Annotated in this window: 18 protein-coding genes; 11 read left to right on the forward strand and 7 right to left on the reverse strand. The window is 72.1% G+C overall.

Translation table 11 applies throughout. The features are described from left to right. Positions 1 to 63: 63 nt before the first annotated feature. On the reverse strand, positions 64 to 2154 hold the full coding sequence (locus tag ACFZP7_RS11930) for an MMPL family transporter (protein WP_385634385.1): 2091 nt from the start codon (positions 2152 to 2154) through the stop codon (positions 64 to 66). A gap of 285 nt (positions 2155 to 2439) precedes the next feature. Here ACFZP7_RS11930 and ACFZP7_RS11935 point away from each other — a divergent pair, with 285 nt between their 5' ends. After that, positions 2440 to 3654 (forward strand): GNAT family N-acetyltransferase, encoded by a 1215-nt coding sequence (locus tag ACFZP7_RS11935; protein ID WP_385634386.1) that lies wholly within the window; start codon positions 2440 to 2442, stop codon positions 3652 to 3654. Here ACFZP7_RS11935 and ACFZP7_RS11940 read toward each other — a convergent pair. From ACFZP7_RS11940 to leuA, 3 genes are all read right to left on the reverse strand, one after another. Next, positions 3647 to 4609 (reverse strand): FAD-dependent oxidoreductase, encoded by a 963-nt coding sequence (locus ACFZP7_RS11940; RefSeq protein WP_385634387.1) that lies wholly within the window; start codon positions 4607 to 4609, stop codon positions 3647 to 3649. The genes ACFZP7_RS11935 and ACFZP7_RS11940 overlap by 8 nt on opposite strands. Positions 4610 to 4724: 115 nt before the next feature. After that, positions 4725 to 5420 (reverse strand): TerB family tellurite resistance protein, encoded by a 696-nt coding sequence (locus ACFZP7_RS11945; RefSeq protein ID WP_030972484.1) that lies wholly within the window; start codon positions 5418 to 5420, stop codon positions 4725 to 4727. A 184-nt stretch (positions 5421 to 5604) separates the two neighbouring features. Next, entirely contained in the window at positions 5605 to 7326 is a 1722-nt protein-coding gene (leuA, locus tag ACFZP7_RS11950) for a 2-isopropylmalate synthase (RefSeq protein ID WP_385634388.1), read from the reverse strand. Between the two features lie 334 nt (positions 7327 to 7660). On the opposite strand from leuA, the gene ACFZP7_RS11955 reads away from it, so the two are divergent. The 7 genes from ACFZP7_RS11955 to ACFZP7_RS11985 all read left to right on the forward strand — a co-directional run bounded on the left by ACFZP7_RS11955 (position 7661) and on the right by ACFZP7_RS11985 (position 13782). Then, positions 7661 to 8731, forward strand: a complete 1071-nt coding sequence (locus ACFZP7_RS11955) for a M4 family metallopeptidase (RefSeq protein WP_019326402.1) — start codon at positions 7661 to 7663, stop codon at positions 8729 to 8731. A gap of 21 nt (positions 8732 to 8752) precedes the next feature. After that, the gene (locus tag ACFZP7_RS11960) at positions 8753 to 9019 is read left to right on the forward strand and encodes a protealysin inhibitor emfourin (protein ID WP_029393551.1); all 267 of its coding nucleotides are present in this window, start codon (positions 8753 to 8755) and stop codon (positions 9017 to 9019) included. 57 nt (positions 9020 to 9076) lie between these two features. Then, positions 9077 to 10417, forward strand: a complete 1341-nt coding sequence (locus ACFZP7_RS11965) for a GH1 family beta-glucosidase (protein WP_385634389.1) — start codon at positions 9077 to 9079, stop codon at positions 10415 to 10417. Between the two features lie 106 nt (positions 10418 to 10523). Continuing rightward, a complete protein-coding gene (locus tag ACFZP7_RS11970; RefSeq protein WP_078494917.1) occupies positions 10524 to 11603 on the forward strand; it encodes a PhoH family protein in 1080 nt (359 codons plus the stop codon). A 12-nt stretch (positions 11604 to 11615) separates the two neighbouring features. Continuing rightward, positions 11616 to 12113 carry an rRNA maturation RNase YbeY gene (gene ybeY, locus ACFZP7_RS11975; protein ID WP_019326406.1) on the forward strand — a complete coding sequence of 166 codons (498 nt, stop codon included), beginning with the start codon at positions 11616 to 11618 and terminating at the stop codon, positions 12111 to 12113. After that, positions 12110 to 13414 (forward strand): hemolysin family protein, encoded by a 1305-nt coding sequence (locus tag ACFZP7_RS11980; protein ID WP_030972489.1) that lies wholly within the window; start codon positions 12110 to 12112, stop codon positions 13412 to 13414. The genes ybeY and ACFZP7_RS11980 overlap by 4 nt, the downstream gene beginning before the upstream one ends. After that, entirely contained in the window at positions 13411 to 13782 is a 372-nt protein-coding gene (locus tag ACFZP7_RS11985) for an MmcQ/YjbR family DNA-binding protein (protein WP_220670311.1), read from the forward strand. The genes ACFZP7_RS11980 and ACFZP7_RS11985 overlap by 4 nt, the downstream gene beginning before the upstream one ends. Here ACFZP7_RS11985 and ACFZP7_RS11990 read toward each other — a convergent pair. Next, entirely contained in the window at positions 13762 to 15237 is a 1476-nt protein-coding gene (locus tag ACFZP7_RS11990) for an MFS transporter (RefSeq protein WP_385634390.1), read from the reverse strand. The genes ACFZP7_RS11985 and ACFZP7_RS11990 overlap by 21 nt on opposite strands. A gap of 107 nt (positions 15238 to 15344) precedes the next feature. Between ACFZP7_RS11990 and ACFZP7_RS11995 the strand changes: the two genes are divergently transcribed. The 3 genes from ACFZP7_RS11995 (at position 15345) to era (ending at position 17655) form a co-directional block, all read left to right on the forward strand. Next, complete coding sequence (locus ACFZP7_RS11995) at positions 15345 to 16244, forward strand: helix-turn-helix transcriptional regulator (protein WP_210901693.1); 900 nt, start codon at positions 15345 to 15347, stop codon at positions 16242 to 16244. Positions 16245 to 16282: 38 nt separating this feature from the next. Further along, entirely contained in the window at positions 16283 to 16636 is a 354-nt protein-coding gene (locus tag ACFZP7_RS12000; protein ID WP_019326411.1) for a cytidine deaminase, read from the forward strand. Positions 16637 to 16701: 65 nt separating this feature from the next. Further along, positions 16702 to 17655, forward strand: a complete 954-nt coding sequence (gene era, locus ACFZP7_RS12005) for a GTPase Era (protein WP_019326415.1) — start codon at positions 16702 to 16704, stop codon at positions 17653 to 17655. Between the two features lie 22 nt (positions 17656 to 17677). Here era and ACFZP7_RS12010 read toward each other — a convergent pair whose 3' ends face one another. Both ACFZP7_RS12010 and ACFZP7_RS12015 read right to left on the reverse strand, forming a co-directional pair. Next, entirely contained in the window at positions 17678 to 18814 is a 1137-nt protein-coding gene (locus tag ACFZP7_RS12010; protein WP_046250001.1) for a carbohydrate kinase family protein, read from the reverse strand. Positions 18815 to 18937: 123 nt separating this feature from the next. After that, entirely contained in the window at positions 18938 to 20323 is a 1386-nt protein-coding gene (locus ACFZP7_RS12015; RefSeq protein WP_385638418.1) for an MFS transporter, read from the reverse strand. Positions 20324 to 20394: the final 71 nt, after the last annotated feature.

A 20394-nucleotide genomic window follows, 5' to 3' on the forward strand; every position in this document is an offset into this window, starting at 1 on the left:
CCATCCTCCGCGACGGACGCGCCCCTCCGGGAGGGGAGGGGCGCACTCCGGTCGTGCGGTGCCTCAGACACCGACGGGCTCCCGTTCACCGGCCGGAGCCGGCTTCCCGGGCGCCCGGGAGAGGCGGCCCGGCCACCACACCCGGCGCCGCAGGACGACGCTCGCGCTGGTGACCAGATAGGTGCGGACGAGGAAGGTGTCGAGGAGGACACCGACGGCGATGACGAAGCCCAGCTCGACGAGTTGCACCATCGGCATGCTGGTGAGCACCGCGAAGGTGGCCGCGAGGACCAGCCCGGCGGAGGCGATGACACCGCCGGTGGTGCGCAGCGCGGTGAGCGCGGCCCGCGCGGGTTCCGCGCCGTGCAGGGACTCCTCGCGCATGCGGTGCATCAGGAAGATGCCGTAGTCGACGCCGAGGGCGACCAGGAAGACGAAAGAGAGCAGGCCCAGGCCCGGGTCGGTGCCCTCGAAGCCGAGGACCGGACCGAAGACCAGGCCGCCGATGCCGAGGGCGGCGCCCCACACGGCGACGACGGCGGCGACCAGGATCAGCGGGGCGACCAGCGCGCGGAGCAGGACGACGAGGATCAGCAGGACCGACAGCAGCACCAGCGGGACGACGATGACGGTGTCCCGGGCGTTGGTGTCCTCCAGGTCGATCTGCTGGGCGCTGGGACCGCCGACGTAGGAGCCGTCGAGCCGGTCGCGCAGGGCCTCGATGGTGGCGGTCTCGGCGGCCGACTGGGGCGGCGCGGAGGCCAGGACGGTCAGCTCCGTCCAGCCCTCGCCGCTGCGGCCGGCCTGGGCGCGCTCCACGCCCCGGGTGTCACGGGCCTCGGCGAGGACCTCCTCGGCCCGGTCGGCCGGGGCCATGACGGTGATGGGCTGGGTGCCGCGCTCCGGGTAGGCGGCGGCGAGGGTCTCCATGGCGGCGATGGACTCGGGCTTAGAGGTGAAGGAGTCCTCCTGCTTGAGGGTGCCGGGCAGGTTGAACGAGCCGAGGGCCAGCGTGCCGAGCAGGAGGGCGCCGCCGACGAGGACGGCGCGGGGGCGGCGTTCGGCGGAGCCGCCCATCGCGTTCATCAGCGACCTGCGGGGCTTGGGCGTGGAGCCGTGGCGGGGTACGAGCGGCCAGAAGACGCGGCGGCCCAGCAGCACCAGGATCGCGGGGAGCAGGGTGAGCATGGCGGCCAGCGCGCACAGCACGCCGACGGTGCCGAGCGGGCCCATGCCCCGGCTGGAGTTGAGGTCGGCGGCGAGCAGGCACAGCAGTCCCGCGGCGACGGTCCCGGAGGAGGCGAGCACGGCGGGGCCGCAGCCGCGCAGGGCGGCGGCCATGGCGTCGTACGGCCGCTCGAAGCGCCGCAGCTCCTCGCGGTACCGGGAGACCAGCAGCAGCGCGTAGTCGGTGCCGACACCGAAGACCAGGATGGTCATGATGCCGGTGCTCTGACCGGACACCGACGTGCCGAACCACTGGTTGAGGCCGTAGGCGACGCCCATGGACAGGTAGTCGGCGATCCCGGCGACGGCGAGCGGGACCAGCCACAGGAACGGGCTGCGGTAGATGAGGATCAGCAGGAGGGCGACGACGGCGGCCGTGGTGTAGAGCAGCGGGCCGTCCAGGGAGTTGTAGACCTCACCGGCGTCGGTGGTGAGGGCGCCGGTGCCGCCGACCTCGACGCGCAGGCCGTCTCCGCCGTCGGCGATCCGCCGTACGTCGTCGACGAGTGCGTCGCGGGCCTCCTCGTCCTGACCGGGCTCGGTGGAGGCGACCGGGTACATGAGGGTGGTGCCGTCCTCGGACGGGACGCCGGCCGGACGGCCCGTGAGCGGGTGCGCGGACGCGATCTCGGCGATCTGGTCGGCGGCGGTGGCCCTGTCGGCGGCGGTCAGTCCGGTGTCGCGGTGGTAGACGACGACCATCTCGGTGGCCTCGCCGCCCGGCAGCCGGTCCTGGATCTTCGCGACCTGGGTCGAGTCGGCGCTCGCCGGCAGATAGTCGACGGCCCGGTCCCGCTGCACGTCCGACAGGTTCGAGGCGAACGGCGCGGCGATCGCCAGTACGGCGATCCACAGTCCGAGCACCAGCCAGGGAACCACCCGGCGCCGCCCGGCGCCCGACGCCCCGTGTGTCCTTGCTGCCCCCATGAGTCGGGCCTCCTCCGGTCCGGATGTCTGGTCGCGGTCCCACCAGACTCCCGCCGCCCCAGCGCCGACGCGTCGGACACGAGAGCGAGCCGTCGCCTACTGCCGAGGGTGACCCGCGGCCTCCGTTACTCCCCCGGGAGTAACGGGGAGGAGCACGGGGGCGGGACGGTCAGACCCGCGGCCAAGTCCACGGTTCCCCGGGCGAATCGGCCCCACGGCCCCGATGGGCAGGGCACCATGGGCGGGACAACTCACCGGTGCCCGAGTCGACCGAAACGGACGAGCATGGCTGCGTGGTCTACCAGGACGGCCGACTCGACGGACCGGGACCAGCTGATCGCCCTCCTGACGGATTCCTGCGACACCGCGGTCGTTCCCGCACCGGCCCTGATCGACGAGGCCATCGCCTCCCGATGGGTGCGGGTCGCCGAGCGCGAAGGCACGTTGGTGGGGTGCCTCGTCGCCGAAGCGCCGTCTCCGGGGCACGTACGCGTGGCGGTGATCGCGGTCCGCTCCGACTCGCGCCGGCAGGGCGTGGCGGCTCGGCTCCTGAGCGAGACGGTGCGGACCTGCTCCGGGAGGGCGGACGAGACCCCGCTGGTCTCCGTCCTGGCCGATCCGCGGGACGTGGCACTGTCGCGGCTCCTTCTGGGCTGCGGCTTCCTGGGGACGAGGCTCCTGCGGAGCAGCGGACCGGGCACCGCCGTCCACCTCCACTACCAGCACAAGTCACGCGTCGCCTACCTGGATCCGGACGCCCGGCACCTCGTACCCGTGGGTGATCAGGAGCAACTCGCCGAGTCTCTGGCGCCGTCCGACCACGCCGTGACGGCGGTGGTGCCCCTGGGCGGCGGGCAGGCATTCGAGATAGCGAGGTTCGAGCAGGACGATCCGGCCGCGCTGCAGTCCGGCGAGGCGGCGGCCGGGATCGCCTTCGCCGGGTCGATCCTCGCCGCCATCACCTTCCTCCTCGGTTTCGCCTTCACGTCGACCCGTTTCCCGGACGACGTGCGTCTGCTCCTCATCGGGGCGACGTTCAGCACGGTGCTCTCCCTGATCCTCTACGCGAGCGCCTCCGGCGAACTCGCCCGGATCCGTTCGAACTCCTTCGGGAGGATCATGAAGTGGGGGAACGTGCTGTCCGAGTACGGCGGTGTTCTGCCGTTCCTCATCTCGCTCCCCGTGACCTATGCGCAGGCCGGCGACAACGTGTGGACCACCATGGTCCTGGCGCTGGTCCTCAGCGCCGCCGTCGCCTGGTACGAGCGGTCCGAGTTCTCGATCGCCCACCGTTTCGACCGGAGTCCCGCCGAGGTCGCCCTCACGGCGCTCACCGCGGTGTCCCCGGCGGTGGGCAGCGGTCTGGTGGCGACCGGCGCGACCAGCTGGCCGTGGACCATCGCGCTGGTGTTCACGCTGTCGGCCCGGACCTGGCTGTACCTCTTCCGCAGGGGCGCGGAGGCCGGCATCGAGGAGCGTCGGCAGTGGCGGATCAGGTAGCGGCGCCGGTCGCCCCGCGGGCCAGTTCCGCGACCTCACGGGCGCACCCCCACGACAGCGTGAGTCCGGCACCGCCGTGCCCGTAGTTGTGCAGGACCAGTCCGTCCCGGTGCCGCTCCGGCCCGAGCCGCACCCGCTTGCGCACCGGCCTGAGCCCCACGCGCTGGCCCAGGACCCGGGCCCCGGTCAGTGACGGTTCGACGGCGACGCACCGCCGGACGATCCCGTGGGCGGCGTCCTCGTCGGGCGTCAGGTCCCAGTTGCCCCGCTCCGAGGTACCGCCCAGGACGACCGTGCGCGCGTGCGGGTAGATGTACAGGAGTTCCTCGGCGTCAGGGGTGTCGTCGCAGAAGAACGAGTCGATCCCCGGATTCTCCATGACGACGAGCTGTCCGCGCACCGCCTCGACGCAGTCGTCGGGCACCAGACTCCGGGCGCCCGCACCCGAGCAGTTGACGACCACCGGTGCCTCGCGCAGCGCCTCTTCGGGCGTGCCGTACCGGCGGTGGCGCACGGCCCCGCCAGCGCGTTCCAGCCGCTGGGCGAGGTAGTGGAGGTACCGGGGCATGTCGACGAGGGGGGCACGGTAGCGCCAACCGGTCACATAGCCGCGGCGAAGCTCCCCCGGCGGGCACAGCTCCGCCCCGACCAGCTCGGCCCAGGCCGGAACATCGCACGGGGTCCTGGACTCGTGCGTCCCGCTCACCACACGGATGCCCGTGGCCGGGTCGGTGCTCAGCCGGACGAGTTCCGCGAGGGTGTCCCGGCTCCATCGCTCGACCAGATCCGCGGGCTCGACCAGATACGGGTCCCACATCGCGCCGGCGGCCGCGGAGGTCGTCTCCCGCGGAGGGCGGTCGGTGTCGACCCTCACCCTCCACCCGGCCTCCGCCAGGCACACCGCCGTGGTCAGCCCGGAGACACCGGCCCCGATCACCACCACACCGGCCGACACCGCTCGCCTCCGTCCCGCGCGCTTCTCGGCGCACCGTCCGGGCCACGCCGAGTCAGGACCACCGAGACTATCCGAGACGCCCAGCGATCTCGTCCCGCGCCTTCGGGCCCCCCTCCTAGGACGGCGTCCCCGCCGACTCCAGCAGGCGGGTCACGTCGTCGGAGCAGAGGGTCAGGGCCGCGCCGACCGTCGCCAGGGCGTCGCGTTCGGCGGGGGTGTAGGGGCCGTCGGCGAGGGCGATGCGGGCGCCCTGGAGGAGGATCGACTCGCGGCCGACGGCGGCGAGGTGCGGGGCCAGCGGGTCCAGCGCCTCGTGCAGCTCTATGGCCAGACCGGGCACGCACGGCTCGCCGTGGACCCGGCCGGTGTCCGCCTCCAGCGCCTCGACCAGCGCGCTCAGCTGGTCCTCCGTGCAGTCCTCGAAGCCGGCCGCGCGCACCGCGACGGCGGCCGTCTCCAGCGCCGTGCGGGAGCAGGCGCCGCCCGCGGCGAGGACCGCGAGGGCGACGGTGTGGACGGCGTCGCGGAGCATCGCCGAGAAGCGGGTGGTGGTGGGGTGGTCGAGGACGTCGGTGCCGTAGTGGCGGCGGCAGGCGGCGCACTCCACGGTGGGCGCGGACTCGCCGCGCGGCAGGACGGGGACGCCGAGGAGGGTGAAGCGGCGACGGCCGGTCAGACGCTGGTAGTTGCGGTCGCCCCCGCAGCCGGGGCAGAAGAACTCGCCGTCGCCGACGGGCGTCCACGCGGTGCGAGTGCCCAGGATGTGTGGCAGCCGGGCAGCTCGGCCGTTTCGTCCCCGTCCAGGCAGCACGTCGCACCTCCGTAACCGCGTGACAGCATCGTCGCGCTGGCGTGATGTTAGCCACATCACCGACGTGGAGTCAGTACCCGGGAAGAGACCTTTCCGTGACCTCCACGAGGAGATGGCCGGTATACGACGGGGCCCCGCCCGCCGTTTTCCGGCGAGCGGGGCCTCGAACCACCGATTCGGCTGGTCAGCGGGTAGCGCGGTTGACGGCGGAGACGACCGCCTTCAGCGAGGCGCGCGTGGTGTTCGCGTCGATTCCGATGCCCCACAGCACCTTGTCGCCGATGGCGCACTCGATGTACGAGGCGGCCTGCGCGGAGGCGCCCTCGCTCATCGTGTGCTCCTGGTAGTCCAGCAGCCGTACGTCGATGCCGACGCCCTGCAGCGCGTGGAAGAAGGCCGAGATCGGGCCGTTGCCGGTGCCGACCAGGGTGGTCTCGGTGCCGTCGACCGTGGCCTCGACGGTGAGGGTGTCGACGCCGTCGCGGTCGGTCGTGGTCTGGCCGTTGGCGACCTGGATGCGGCCCCAGGGGTTGTCCGGGTTGGGCAGGTACTCGTCCTGGAAGACGTCCCAGATGGCGGTGGGCGTGATCTCGCCGCCCTCGGCGTCCGTCTTGGCCTGGATGATCTTCGAGAACTCGATCTGCATCCGGCGCGGCAGGTCCAGCTTGTGGTCGTTCTTCAGGACGTAGGCGATGCCGCCCTTGCCGGACTGCGAGTTGACGCGGATGACCGCCTCGTAGGAGCGGCCGACGTCCTTCGGGTCGATCGGCAGGTACGGGACGGCCCACTCGATGTCGTCGACGGTGACGCCCTTGGCCTTCGCGTCGGCCTCCATGGCGTCGAAGCCCTTCTTGATGGCGTCCTGGTGGGAGCCGGAGAAGGACGTGTAGACCAGGTCGCCCACGTACGGGTGGCGCGGGTGGACGTCCATCTGGTTGCAGTACTCCCACGTGCGACGGATCTCGTCGATGTCGGAGAAGTCGATCTGCGGGTCGACGCCCTGGGAGAACAGGTTCATGCCCAGGGTGACCAGGTCGACGTTGCCGGTGCGCTCGCCCTGCCCGAACAGGCAGCCCTCGACGCGGTCGGCGCCGGCCATGACGGCCAGTTCGGCCGCCGCGACGGCCGTGCCGCGGTCGTTGTGCGGGTGGACGGACAGGCAGACGTACTCGCGGCGGGAGAGGTTGCGGTGCATCCACTCGAAGCGGTCCGCGTGCGTGGAGGGGGTGGAACGCTCGACCGTGGCGGGCAGGTTGAGGATGATCTCGCGGCCGGGGCCGGGCTGGTAGGTGTCCATCACCGCCTCGCAGACCTCCAGGGCGAAGTCCAGCTCGGTGTCGGTGAAGATCTCGGGGCTGTACTGGTAGCCGAACTCCGTCTCGGGGCCCAGCAGTTTCTCGGCGTACTCCATGACCAGCCGGGTGCCGTCGACCGCGATCTGCTTGATGTCGTCGCGCGAGCCGCGGAAGACGACTCGGCGGAAGACGGGGGCGGTGGCGTTGTACAGGTGGACGGTGGCCCGCTTGGCGCCCCTCAGGGACTCCACCGTGCGCTCGATCAGGTCCTCGCGGGCCTGGGTCAGTACGGAGATGGTGACGTCGTCCGGGATGGCGCCGGGCTCCTCGATGATGGAGCGTACGAAGTCGTAGTCGGTCTGGCCGGAGGCGGGGAAGCCGACCTCGATCTCCTTGTAGCCCATCTTGACCAGCAGGTCGAACATCGCGCGCTTGCGGGCGGGCGACATGGGGTCGATCAGCGCCTGGTTGCCGTCGCGCAGGTCGGTGGAGAGCCAGCGGGGGGCCTGGGTGATCCGCTGGTTCGGCCAGGTGCGGTCGGCGATGTCGACCTGCTCGTAGCCTCGGTACTTGCCGGTCGGCATGGGGCTGGGCTGCTGGCGGTTGACCATGGTGGCGTGGGCTCCTCGTGATGTCCGCGGTGTCCGCGTGTCCGGAAGGACGGCCGACGCGCACCACTCAGCACCGCGGGGAGGGAGTCGGCCTATTGCAGGCCCTCGCCGCGGCAGCTAAGGAGAAGCAGCCCGAAACGCATGATGCCCAGCACCTTAGCCGAGTCACGCCGGTCACGCGGGTGTGTATCAGTATGCGGGATCGCGGGGACAACCAGGACAAAAAGTGCCGTATACCACTCGCGGCCGGTCACGGGGTCGCTTTGCCGCCGGTTCTCACCCATCGTGGTCGCGGGTAGTGACAGGGGCGTCACGCAGTGCAAGGGTGCCGGACATGACGACCTACGGGGGCTTCGAGCCCGTCTTCTGCACCATCGTGCCGCCCCACGTCCTCGACAAGCTCGCCCAGCACGAGGACCCCGTGCTCGCCGGACCCGCCCGCCGGACCCTCCAGCGGGACGCCTTCGAGCGCACCCGCCGGCAGCTCACCACGGTGATCGGCGCCCCCGCCGTCGCCCCGCGCGCCGGCGCCGAGCAGCAGAAGCCGCAGCGCACCGTCTTCGACGCCCGGCACGGCACCGACCTGCCGGGCAAGAAGGTGCGCGGCGAGGGCGAGGAGCCCGGCAAGGACGCCACCGTGAACCGCGCCTACGCGGGCCTGGGCGCCACCTTCGAGCACTTCCTGAAGGTGTACGGACGCGACTCCATCGACGGCGCCGGACTGCCGCTGCACGCGACCGTGCACTACGACCGCGAGTACAACAACGCCTTCTGGAACGGCGAGCAGATGGTCTTCGGCGACGGGGACGGGGAGATCTTCCTCGACTTCACCATCCCCCTCGACGTCATCGGCCACGAACTGACCCACGGCGTCACCCAGCACACCGCCAACCTGACCTACTACGGCCAGCCGGGCGCCCTCAACGAGTCGGTGTCCGATGTCTTCGGCGCCCTCATCAAGCAGTACTCGCTGGGCCAGACCGCCGCCGAGGCCGACTGGCTGATCGGCGCCGGACTGCTCGCGCCGAGCGTGACGGGGGTGGCGCTGCGCTCCATGAAGGCGCCGGGCACGGCCTACGACGACGACGTGCTGGGCAAGGACCCGCAGCCCGCGACGATGGACGACTTCGTGCGCACCGGCCGCGACAACGGCGGCGTGCACATCAACTCCGGCATCCCCAACCACGCTTTCTACCTGGCCGCCACCGCGCTCGGCGGGCACGCCTGGGAGCGGGCCGGGCAGATCTGGTACGACGTGCTGACCGGCGGCGAGCTGGCCCAGGACGCGCTGTTCGCGGACTTCGCGACGCTGACGGTGAAGGCGGCCCGGGAGCGCTACGGGGACGCCGAGGAGCTGGAGGCGGTACGCAAGTGCTGGGAACAGGTCGGGGTGCGGACGCTGTAGTTCCGTACTAGACACGGGTCCATGCGGATTCAGGTGAGGCGCACAGGAGGCTTCGCGGGCATCGAACGCCACGCGGAGGTGGAGACCGCGGGCCGCGCCGACGCGGCGGAGTGGCAGGCGCTGGCCGAGCGGGCGGTCGCCGACGGGCGGGGCACACCGCCCGTCGGGGTGCCGGACGGGTTCAGCTACCAGATCACCGTGGACGGCAGGACGGTGTACGCCGCCGATCCCCGGCTGACCCCGGAGCAGCGCAGGCTGATCTCGCGGGTGCTGAAGGAGGGGGCGTGACGCCGGTGCGGCGCACGGGCGTTGACTTCGCTCACCGGCGGTACGGATGATCCGCGCATGGCGACCGAGTCGGATGCGCACGCGATGCCGCGGTTCCCGGAGGACTTCCTGTGGGGCGTCTCCACGTCCGCGCACCAGATCGAGGGGGCGGCCGACCTGCGGGGGCCGTCCGTGTGGGACGAGTTCACCGCCGGGCCAGGACGGGTGAAGGACGGCTCGACGGCCGCGGTGGCCTGCGACCACTACCACCGCTACCGGGAGGACGTGGCGCTCCTGGCGGACCTGGGCGTGGGCGGCTACCGCTTCTCGGTCTCCTGGCCCCGGGTGGACTCCCCCGGCGGCCTCGGCTTCTACGACCGGCTGGTGGACGAGCTGTGCGCGGCGGGCGTCCGGCCGGTGCCGACGCTCTTCCACTGGGACCTGCCGGCGGGACTGGACTGGCGGCAGCGGGACACGGCGTCGCGTTTCGCGGAGTACGTGTCCCGGGTCGCGGACCGGCTCGGGGACCGCGTGGGCAAGTGGATCACCCTGAACGAGCCCGCCGAGCACACCCTGCTCGGCCACGCCCTCGGCGTGCACGCGCCGGGCGAGCGGCTGCTGTTCGACGCCCTGCCGGTCGCCCACCACCAGCTGCTCGCCCACGGACTGGCGGTGCGGGCACTGCGCGCCTCGGGCGCCGCCGACGTCGGGATCGCCAACTCGCACGGACCCACCTGGCCCGCTTCCGAGGGGGCGGCCGACCGGGAGGCGGCGGAGTTCTACGACGTCCTGCTGAACCGGATGTTCGCCGACCCGGTGCTGACCGGGCGGTACCCGGAGGGCGTCGGTGAGCTGATGCCGGGCTCCGCCGGAGGGATCGACGCGGACCTGGAGGTCATCGCCGAGCCGCTGGACTGGTACGGCGTGAACTACTACGCGCCGACGCGGGTGGGCGCCCCGCAGGGTGCCCGGATCGACTTCGGCGGGGTGACGCTCCCCGCCGAGCTGCCCTTCTCGGTGGTCCCCGTCGAGGGCCGGCCGCTGACGGACTTCGGCTGGCCCGTCGTCCCCGAGGGGCTGACGGAGCTGCTCACCGACTTCCGCGACCGCTACGGCGACCGGCTCCCGCCGATCGTGATCACCGAGAACGGCTGCTCCTACGACGGGCTCGACGACCGCGACCGGATCGCCTACCTCGACGGGCACGTGCGCGCCCTGCACCGGGCGCTGGAGGCCGGGGTGGACGTGCGGGGCTACTTCGTCTGGTCGCTGCTGGACAACTTCGAGTGGGCCGAGGGGTACGCGCGCCGCTTCGGGCTGGTCCACGTGGACTTCACGACGCTCGAGCGCACGCCCAAGGCGTCGTACGGCTGGTACCGGGACCTCGTCCGGGGCGCCGGGCGAACGCCGGTCCGATAAAAGCCCTCGGTGCTGTCGGCGGGGAGTCGTACGCTGGATACAGCAGACACACCCGTCACGCGGCGCACGCCGCAGAGGAGGACGAGCAGGCCTCGAGCGCCGGCCCATGACTCAGACACCCTCAGCTCACACCCCCGCGCAGGGGCAGGCCAGAGCACAGATCACCGTCCCCGCCCAGCACCCCATGGTGACCGTGCTGGGATCCGGCGACTCCCTCCTGCGCGTGATCGAGACGGCCTTCCCGGCGGCCGACATCCACGTCCGGGGAAACGAGATCAGCGCGGTCGGCGACACCCACGACGTCGCCCTCATCCAGCGCGTGTTCGACGAGATGATGCTGGTGCTCCGCACGGGGCAGCCGATGACGGAGGACGCAGTGGAACGCTCGATCGCCATGCTCAAGGCGAGCGAGAACGGGGAGAGCGACGGCCAGGAGACCCCGGCCCAGGTGCTCACGCAGAACATCCTGTCCTCGCGCGGCCGCACCATCCGCCCCAAGACGCTGAACCAGAAGCGGTACGTCGACGCGATCGACAAGCACACCATCGTCTTCGGCATCGGCCCCGCGGGCACCGGCAAGACCTATCTGGCGATGGCCAAGGCGGTGCAGGCCCTGCAGTCCAAGCAGGTCAACCGCATCATCCTGACCCGCCCGGCGGTCGAGGCCGGCGAGCGGCTCGGCTTCCTGCCGGGCACGCTGTACGAGAAGATCGACCCGTACCTGCGCCCGCTGTACGACGCGCTGCACGACATGATCGACCCGGACTCGATCCCGCGGCTGATGGCGGCCGGGACGATCGAGGTGGCGCCGCTGGCGTACATGCGCGGCCGCACGCTGAACGACGCCTTCATCATCCTGGACGAGGCGCAGAACACCAGCCCCGAGCAGATGAAGATGTTCCTCACCCGCCTCGGCTTCGACTCGAAGATCGTGATCACGGGTGATGTGACCCAGGTCGACCTGCCCGGCGGCACCAAGTCGGGTCTGCGGCAGGTGCAGGAGATCCTGGAGGGCGTCGAGGACGTCCACTTCTCGCGGCTGTCCTCGCAGGACGTCGTCCGGCACAAGCTGGTGGGCCGTATCGTCGACGCCTACGAGAAGTACGACAGCGACCACGGCACCGAGAACGGCGCGCACAAGCCACGCGGCAGGGCGTCCGGTGCCAAGGGCACCAAGGGGAAGTAGACCAGCACCACCATGTCGATCGACGTCAACAACGAGTCCGGAACCGAGGTCGACGAGCAGGCGATCCTCGACATCGCCCGCTACGCGCTCGCGCGGATGCGCATCCACCCGCTCTCCGAGCTCTCGGTGATCGTCGTGGACGCCGACGCCATGGAGCAGCTCCACATCCAGTGGATGGACCTGCCCGGCCCCACGGACGTCATGTCCTTCCCGATGGACGAGCTGCGTCCGCCGGGCAAGGACGAGGACGAGGCGCCGCAGGGTCTGCTCGGCGACATCGTGCTCTGCCCGGAGGTCGCCGCCAAGCAGGGCGCCGACGCCGAGACGCGGCACTCCATGGACGAGGAGCTTCAGCTGCTGACCGTCCACGGGGTGCTGCACCTGCTCGGCTACGACCACGAGGAGCCGGACGAGAAGGCCGAGATGTTCTCACTGCAGGCCGCCATCGTGGACGGCTGGCGCGCGGAGAAGGGTCTGACCGGCCCGTCCCCGGCCCCGACCGTCTCATGAGCCTCCCCCTGGTCGCCGGCGCGGTCGCCCTGGTGGTGATCGCGTGGCTCGCCGCGTGCGCGGAGGCGGGGCTCGCCCGGGTCTCCAGCTTCCGCGCCGAGGAGGCCGTGCGGTCCGGGCGGCGCGGCAGCGCCAAGCTCGCCCAGGTCGCCGCCGACCCGACGCGCTATCTCAACGTGGCGCTGCTGGTGCGGGTGGCCTGCGAGATGGCCGCCGCCGCGCTGGTGGCGTACGCCTGCCTCCAGGAGTTCGCCAACACCACCGAGGCGCTGCTGATCGCCATCGCGGTCATGGTGCTCGTCTCGTACGTCGCCGTGGGGGTGTCCCCGCGCACCATCGGCCGCCAGCACCCGATGAACACCGCGACGGCGGCGGCGTACGTGCTGGTGCCGCTGGACCGGATCATGGGCCCGATCCCGTCGCTGCTGATCCTCATCGGCAACGCGCTCACCCCCGGTAAGGGCTTCCGCCGCGGTCCCTTCGCCTCCGAGGCGGAGCTGCGGGCGCTGGTGGACTACGCGGAGAAGGAGTCCCTGATCGAGGCCGAGGAGCGCCGGATGGTGCACTCGGTGTTCGAGCTGGGCGACACCCTGGTGCGGGAGGTCATGGTCCCGCGCACCGACCTCGTCGTCATCGAGCGGTACAAGACCGTCCGCCAGGCGCTCACCCTGGCCCTGCGCTCCGGCTTCTCGCGCATCCCGGTCACCGGGGACAGCGAGGACGACGTCGTCGGCATCGTGTACCTGAAGGACCTGGCCCGCCGCACGCACATCAGCCGGGAGGCGGAGAGCGACCTGGTCTCCACGGTGATGCGGCCGGCGTCCTTCGTGCCCGACACCAAGAACGCCGGTGACCTGCTGCGCGAGATGCAGAAGGACCGCAACCACGTCGCCGTCGTCATCGACGAGTACGGCGGCACGGCCGGCATCGTCACCATCGAGGACATCCTGGAGGAGATCGTCGGCGAGATCACCGACGAGTACGACCGGGAGCTGCCGCCGGTCGAGGAGCTGGGCGAGGGCCGCTACCGGGTCACCGCCCGCCTCGACATCGGCGACGTGGGCGAGCTGTACGGCCTGGAGGAGTTCGACGACGAGGACGTGGAGACGGTGGGCGGCCTGCTCGCGAAGGCGCTGGGCCGGGTGCCGATCGCCGGTGCCTCCTCGATCGTGGAGCTGCCCGACGGGCGGGAGCTGCGGCTGACGGCGGAGGCCGCGGCGGGCCGCCGGAACAAGATCGTGACGGTGCTGGTGGAGCCGGTGAACGCGGCGCGGCCCGCCGAGGAGGCCGCGTCGGAATGACCCCCGGGGAGCTGCGCGCCTTCTGCCTGTCCTTCGACGCCGCCGTGGAGGACTTCCCCTTCGGCCCGGAGACTACGGTCTTCAAGGTGCGGGGGAAGATGTTCGCGCTGTCCTTCCTGGACGGGGACCCGCTCACGGTCAACCTGAAGTGCGACCCGGACGACGCGCTCCGGCTGCGCGGTGACCACCCGGGGCTGATCGTCCCCGGCTGGCACATGAACAAGCGGCACTGGAACACGGTGACGGTGGCCGGCGGTCCGGCCGGCGAGCTCCCGGACCGTCTCGTCCGGGAGCTCGTGGAGGACTCGTACGACCTGGTGGTCGCGGGGCTGCCGCGCGCGGAGCGGCTACGGCTCGACCGTCCCTGAGCGGGTCCGGCCCACCCGCAGCCCCACGGCGACCAGTACGGCCGCCGCCAGCACGATCACCGCGTCCAGCAGCAGCACCGTGTGGACGCCGGAGGCCAGATCCGTAGCGGTGGTGGCCAGCACGCCCAGCAGGGGGATGCCGACGGTGATGCCGACCTGCTGGGTGGAGGTGACCAGGCCGGTCGCCAGCCCCTGCTCCTCGTCGGGGACGCCGGAGGTGACGGTCAGGCCGTAGGAGATGATCGCGCCCAGGTGGCACATGCTGGCCAGCGACACGGCGGCCGTGGCGAGCACCACCGACCAGCCGCCCTCCCCCAGCGCCAGCAGGGACAGGCCGATCGCGCCCTGTCCGGCGAGCGAGGCGACGAGGGTGCGGCGGGCGCCGAAGCGGCCGATGACGCGGGGCGCGTACGCGCCGGCCACCACCGACAGGACGCCCTGCACGCCGAAGACCAGGCCGGTCTCGAAGGCGGTCAGGCGCAGGATCTCCTGGAGGTACAGGGTGAGTACGAAGACCACCGTGGACATCATCGAGAAGGTGACCAGGCCGCCCAGGTTGCCCCAGGCCACCGTGCGGCGGCGCAGCATCGGCAGCGAGACGAGCGGCTGGTCGGTGCGGGACTCGACGACGGCGAAGGCGGTCAGGAGCAGCAGGCCCGCGGCCAGGGTGACGAGGACGTCGGTGCGGCCGAAGCCGTGCTCGGCCGCCGTCGACAGCGCGTAGATCAGGGCGAGCAGACCGCCGGTGACGGTGATCGCGCCGGGGACGTCCAGGCGGGGGCGCTCGGGGGTGCGGGACTCCGGGAGCAGGCCGGGGGCCAGGGGCAGCACGATCAGGGCGAAGAGGGCGAGCAGGCCCATGGTGGAGCGCCAGCCCAGCAGGTCGGTCAGTACGCCGCCGGCCACCATGCCGACGGTGAAGCCCAGCGAGAGCAGGGTGCCGGAGATGCCCAGGGCGCGGTCGCGGGCCGGGCCCTCCGGGAAGGTCGTCGTCAGCAGGGACATGCCGGTCGGGACGATGGCCGCCGCGCCGAGGCCCTGGAGGGCGCGTCCGGCGAGGAAGGAGGCCGGGTCCCAGGCGAAGGTGGCCAGGACCGAGGCGGCGCCGAAGAGCGCGAGCCCGGCGAGGAAGAGGCGGCGGCGCCCGTACAGGTCACCGGTGCGGCCGAAGAGCAGCAGGAACCCGCCGGAGGGCAGGGCGAAGGCCGTGACCGCCCACTGGAGGGCGGACGGGCTCATGCCGAGCTCCGCGCCGAGGACGGGCAGGGCGACGTTCAGGACCGAGAAGTCGAGCGCCACCATGAACTGGGCGGCGCACAGCACGAACAGGACGAGCCGGTCGCGGGGCGTGAGCCGGGGAGCGGCCCGCCCGGCGACTGGTGGGTCGGTGGGTGCGGTGGAGGGGGTGGGTGCGGTGGGTGCGGTGGAGGGGCTGGAGGGGGTGTCGATCGCCATGGGTAGGAGCCTGCGGGCCGCGGAATAGCCGTGGGGAGCGGCAAGTTGTCCTGGTGGTGGCACCACCAGCCACCAGCATGCGCATGCCTACCGGGGGGAGTACGTACGTGCCGGACGTGATCGTGCGGGCCGAGGCCGCGTCGGCGGCCCGGGACCGGCGCCGCAGCGAGCTGCGGGAGTTCCTGATGAGCCGGCGGGCCCGAGTGACCCCGGCCGAGGTCGGCCTGCCGGAGGGCGGGGCGCGGCGCCGGACGCCGGGGCTGCGCCGCGAGGAGGTCGCGGTGCTCGCGGGGGTGGGCGCCTCCTGGTACCAGTGGCTGGAGCAGGGCCGCGACATCTCGGTCTCCCCGCAGGTCCTGGACTCCGTGGCCCGGGTGCTGCGGCTGAGCAACGCGGAGCGCCGTCACCTGTACGTGCTGGCGGGGCTGAACCCGCCGGCCGCGGAGGTGGAGCCGGCCAAGCGGGACATGTGTGAGGGGCTGCGGCGGCTGATCGACACGTGGATGCCGTATCCGGCGCACATCATGGACCGCTACTACAACTGCGTGATGTACAACGACGCGGCGGGAGCGGTGCTGGGCATGCGGCCCGGGACCACCTGGAACTGCATCCTCGACTTCTTCACCGACCCGCTGTACCGCGCCCGCGCCCGCAGTTGGGAGCAGAACGCGCGCACGGTCGTGGCCCAGTTCCGTGCCACCTGCGCGGCCAACCCCGAGGACGAGGGTTTCCAGGAGGTGCTGGCGGAGCTGAAGGGGGCCAGTGCCGAGTTCGCCGCGCTGTGGGAGGAGCGGGACATCGAGGACGCGGGTCAGATCCGCAAGGAGCTGGACCATCCGCTGGTCGGGCTGCTCTGCCTGGAGTCGACGGCCCTGAAGGTGCCGGCGCGGCCCGACCTCACGATCGTCCTGCACACACCGCTGGACGAGGCGAACAGCGCGGGCAAGCTGGAGTGGCTGGCCTCGCCGGAGGGCCGCCGCGGGGCGATGTACCCGGTGGCGGGGTGAGGGGACCGGCGTCCGGCGGGGCTCCGTATGCTCACCCCATGACCGAGACTCCCGACCTCGACCCCGAGGACCGCAAGATCGTCACCCTGGCCCGCTCGGCCCGGGCCCGCAACGGCGTCCCCGAGGGCGCCGCCGTACGCGACGAGACCGGCCGCACGTACGTCGCCGGCACGGTCGCCCTGGACTCCCTGCGGCTCAGCGCCCTGCGCACGGCGGTGGCGATGGCGGTGGCGTCCGGCGCGAAGTCCCTGGAGGCGGCGGCGGTGGTCACGGAGGCCGAGGCGGCGTCGGAGGAGGACCGGGCGGCGGTGCGGGACCTGGGCGGTCCCGGGACGCCGGTCCTGGTCGCCGGACCCGACGGCACGGTGCGGGCCACGGTGAGCGCGGGCTGATCTCCGACGGCCCGGTGGGCGACCGTGGTACGGCGGGGCTCCGGGGATCAGGGACAATGGGCGCCATGAGCGTTCGTACCCAGTCATCCGAAGAACCGGCCGAGACTGTTCACCGGGCCGGCTTCGCCTGCTTCGTGGGCCGCCCCAACGCGGGCAAGTCCACCCTCACGAACGCGCTGGTCGGGCAGAAGGTGGCGATCACCTCCAACCGTCCGCAGACCACCCGGCACACCGTGCGGGGCATCGTGCACCGCGAGGACGCCCAGCTGATCCTGGTGGACACCCCCGGGCTGCACAAGCCGCGCACGCTGCTGGGCGAGCGGCTCAACGACGTGGTGCGCACGACCTGGGCCGAGGTGGACGTCATCGGCTTCTGCCTGCCGGCCAACGAGAAGCTGGGCCCCGGCGACCGCTTCATCGCCAAGGAGCTGGCCGGGATCAAGAAGACCCCCAAGGTCGCGATCGTCACCAAGACGGACCTCGTCGACGGCAAGACGCTGGCCGAGCAGCTGATCGCCGTCGACCAGCTGGGCCAGGAGCTGGGCATCACCTGGGCGGAGATCGTCCCGGTGTCGGCCACCGGGAACAAGCAGGTCGACCTGCTCGCCGACCTGCTGACCCCGCTGCTGCCCGAGGGCCCCGCCCTCTACCCCGAGGGCGACCTCACCGACGAGCCCGAGCAGGTCATGGTCGCCGAGCTGATCCGGGAGGCCGCCCTGGAGGGCGTGCGCGACGAGCTGCCGCACTCCATCGCGGTGGTGGTCGAGGAGATGCTGCCGCGCGAGGACCGCCCGGCCGACAAGCCGCTCCTGGACATCCACGCCAACGTCTTCATCGAGCGGCCCAGCCAGAAGGGCATCATCATCGGCCCCAAGGGCAAGCGCCTGAAGGACGTCGGGATCAAGTCCCGCAAGCAGATCGAGGCGCTGCTCGGCACCCCGGTCTTCCTCGACCTGCACGTGAAGGTCGCCAAGGACTGGCAGCGCGACCCCAAGCAGCTGCGCCGGCTCGGCTTCTGAGCACGCCCGGGGCCGTGCGCGGTCAGGGCGTCGGCGGGCGGTAACCGATGGTCGGGACCGCGCGGCGCAGCGGCCAGGGGGCCACCAGGTCGTCCGGGACGAGGTCGGTCAGGAACGCGTAGCGGCTGAGCGCCGCCGGGTCCTGGTCCTCCAGCGACTGGACCTTGCGCCACCAGGTGGCGATCTCGCACCAGCCCGGCGCCGACAGCGACCCGCCGAACTCCTGGACGGAGAGGGCGGCGGTCAGTCCGGCGAAGGCCAGGCGGTCGGCGAGCGGCCAGCCGGCCAGGGTGCCGGTGACGAACCCGGCGACGAACACGTCCCCGGCGCCGGTCGGGTCCAGCGCCTCGACCTCGATCGCCGGGACCTCGGCGCTCTCCCCCGTGCGCCGGTCCACCGCGTAGGCGCCGTCCGCGCCGAGGGTGACCACGGCGAGCGGCACATGCTCGGTCAGGGCGTGCGCGGCGGCCCGGGGGCAGGTGGCGCCGGTGTAGCGCATGGCCTCCTCCGCGTTGGGCAGGAAGGCTTCGCAGTGCGCCAGGTCGGGCAGCGAGGCCAGGTCCCAGGCGCCGGTGTCGTCCCAGCCGACGTCGGCGAAGACGCGGGTGCCGCGGGCGGCGGCGCGGGCGATCCAGGGGGAGCTGACGCCGGGCGTGAGGGAGGCGACGGCGGCGCGGGCGCCGGGCGGGCAGTCCGGGGACGGCTCCTCGGGGGGCGGCTCGTGGCCGTGGGAGACCATCGTGCGCTCCCCCTCGTACGCCATGGAGACCGTCACCGGCGAGTGCCAGCCGGGCACGGTGCGCGAGGGGGTCAGGTCGATGCCCTCGCCCCGGGCGAGCGCGTCCCAGCAGTAGTCGCCGTAGTGGTCGTCGCCGAAGGCGGCGGCCAGCGAGGTGCGCAGGCCGAGGCGGGCCAGTGCGGTCGCCATGTTGGCGATGCCGCCCGGGCTCGACCCCATCCCCCGGGCCCAGGACTCGGTCCCGCGCACCGGGGCGGAGTCGAGCCCGGTGAAGATCACGTCGAGGAAGACGGTGCCGGTCAGGTACACGTCCCAGGGCGGGTCCTGCGGGGTGCGCAGGTCGGCGAGGGGATCGACCTGCGGTTGGCGGTGCGATCCCTCGGGCGGGACGTGCCGGTGCGTTCTCTCGTCGGCCGGCATGACGGGCACGTCGGGCACGTCGGTGGACACGGTGGACGCTGTCACGGTGCGCTCCCTGGCATGGTGCGGACCCCGCCAGTGTGCACCAAGCCACCGACAGCGCGGTGGTGACGCCGCGTGGCGTCAGGCCGTGGCCGGTCCCGGGTGCGCACTGCGGGCGGCGCCCGGGGTGGCCTCCGGGGCCGGAGCAGCGGCCGCCCCGGCCGGCCGGGCGCGGACCCGGTCGTTGCGTCCGCCGCCGCGCACCAGCAGCACGCTCAGCGCGGCCAGGAATCCGACGACGGTCAGCCCGACCAGGCCGCCCTTGGTCGAGCCGGTGGTGTCCTCGATGATGCCGAAGGCGGTGGGGGCCACGAAACCGCCGAGGTTGCCGATGGAGTTGATCAGCGCGATGCCGGGTGCCGCGGCGCGGGCGTCGAGATAGCTCTGCGGGATGGTCCAGAAGACCGGGGAGGCCGGTTTGAAGCCCATCGCGGCCAGGCACAGGGCGCCGAGCCCGACCCAGGGCGAGACGAAGACGGCCAGCAGGGTGCCGCAGCCGCCGAGCAGGAGCAGCACCACCAGCACGGGCCGGCGCTTGCCGATGCGGTCCGAGATCCGGCCGCTGACGAAGAGGGCGACCAGCGCGCACAGCCAGGGCACGGCGGTCAGCAGCCCGACCTGGAAGTCGCTCACACCGCCGATGTCGTCCACGATCGACGGCAGCCAGAAGGTCACCGCGTACAGGGCGACGTTGATCGCGAAGTAGATCCACAGGAAGAGCAGCATCTGGGGGTCGGCGAGCAGCCTCCACCGGGAGACCTCGGCCGCCTTCCCGCCGCGCCGCGCGTCCCGCTCCGCCTGTTCGGCGTCGATCGCCGCGACCAGGCCCGTCTTCTCCTCGTCGGTCAGCCACGTCGCCTGCTCGATGCCCGAGTCGAGGAAGCGGTAGACGACGAAGCCGAGCACGACGGAGAAGACGCCCTCGATGAAGAACATCCACTGCCAGCCGGCGTGACCCCAGATGCCGTGCATCTCCATGAGCGCGCCCGAGATCGGGCCGACGATGACGGTCGCGGTGCCGGAGCCCATCAGGAAGACGGAGGTGGCCCGGCCCCGGTGGGAGTCCGGGAGCCAGCGGCTGAAGTAGTAGATGACGGCCGGGAAGAAGCCCGCCTCGGCGACGCCGAGCAGGAAACGCAGGGCGTAGAACATCTCCACGCTGTTGACGAAGGCCATCGCGGTGGCGACGACACCCCAGCTGATCATGATGCGGGTGAGCCAGACCTTGGCCCCGAACCGCTCCATCAGCATGTTGGAGGGGACCTCGAAGAGGGCGTACGCGATGAAGAAGACGCCGGCGCCGAGACCGAACGCGGCGGCCGACAGGCCCACGTCGGCGCGGAGTTCGTCCTGGGCGAAGCCCAGGTTGACGCGGTCCATGTAGTTCGCCACGAACATGACGAAGAAGAGCGGGACCACACGGCGGAAGATCTTGTGGACGGCGGACTGTACGGCTGGGGAATGCACCTCGGGACTTGCTGTTTCGGACACGAGCGGCTCCGGTCGTGGCGAGGGGGCGGGGGGAAGGGGTGTTCCAC

The sequence above is a fragment of the Streptomyces sp. SudanB5_2050 genome, assembly GCF_964272335.1.
GTDB lineage: Bacteria > Actinomycetota > Actinomycetes > Streptomycetales > Streptomycetaceae > Streptomyces > Streptomyces rochei.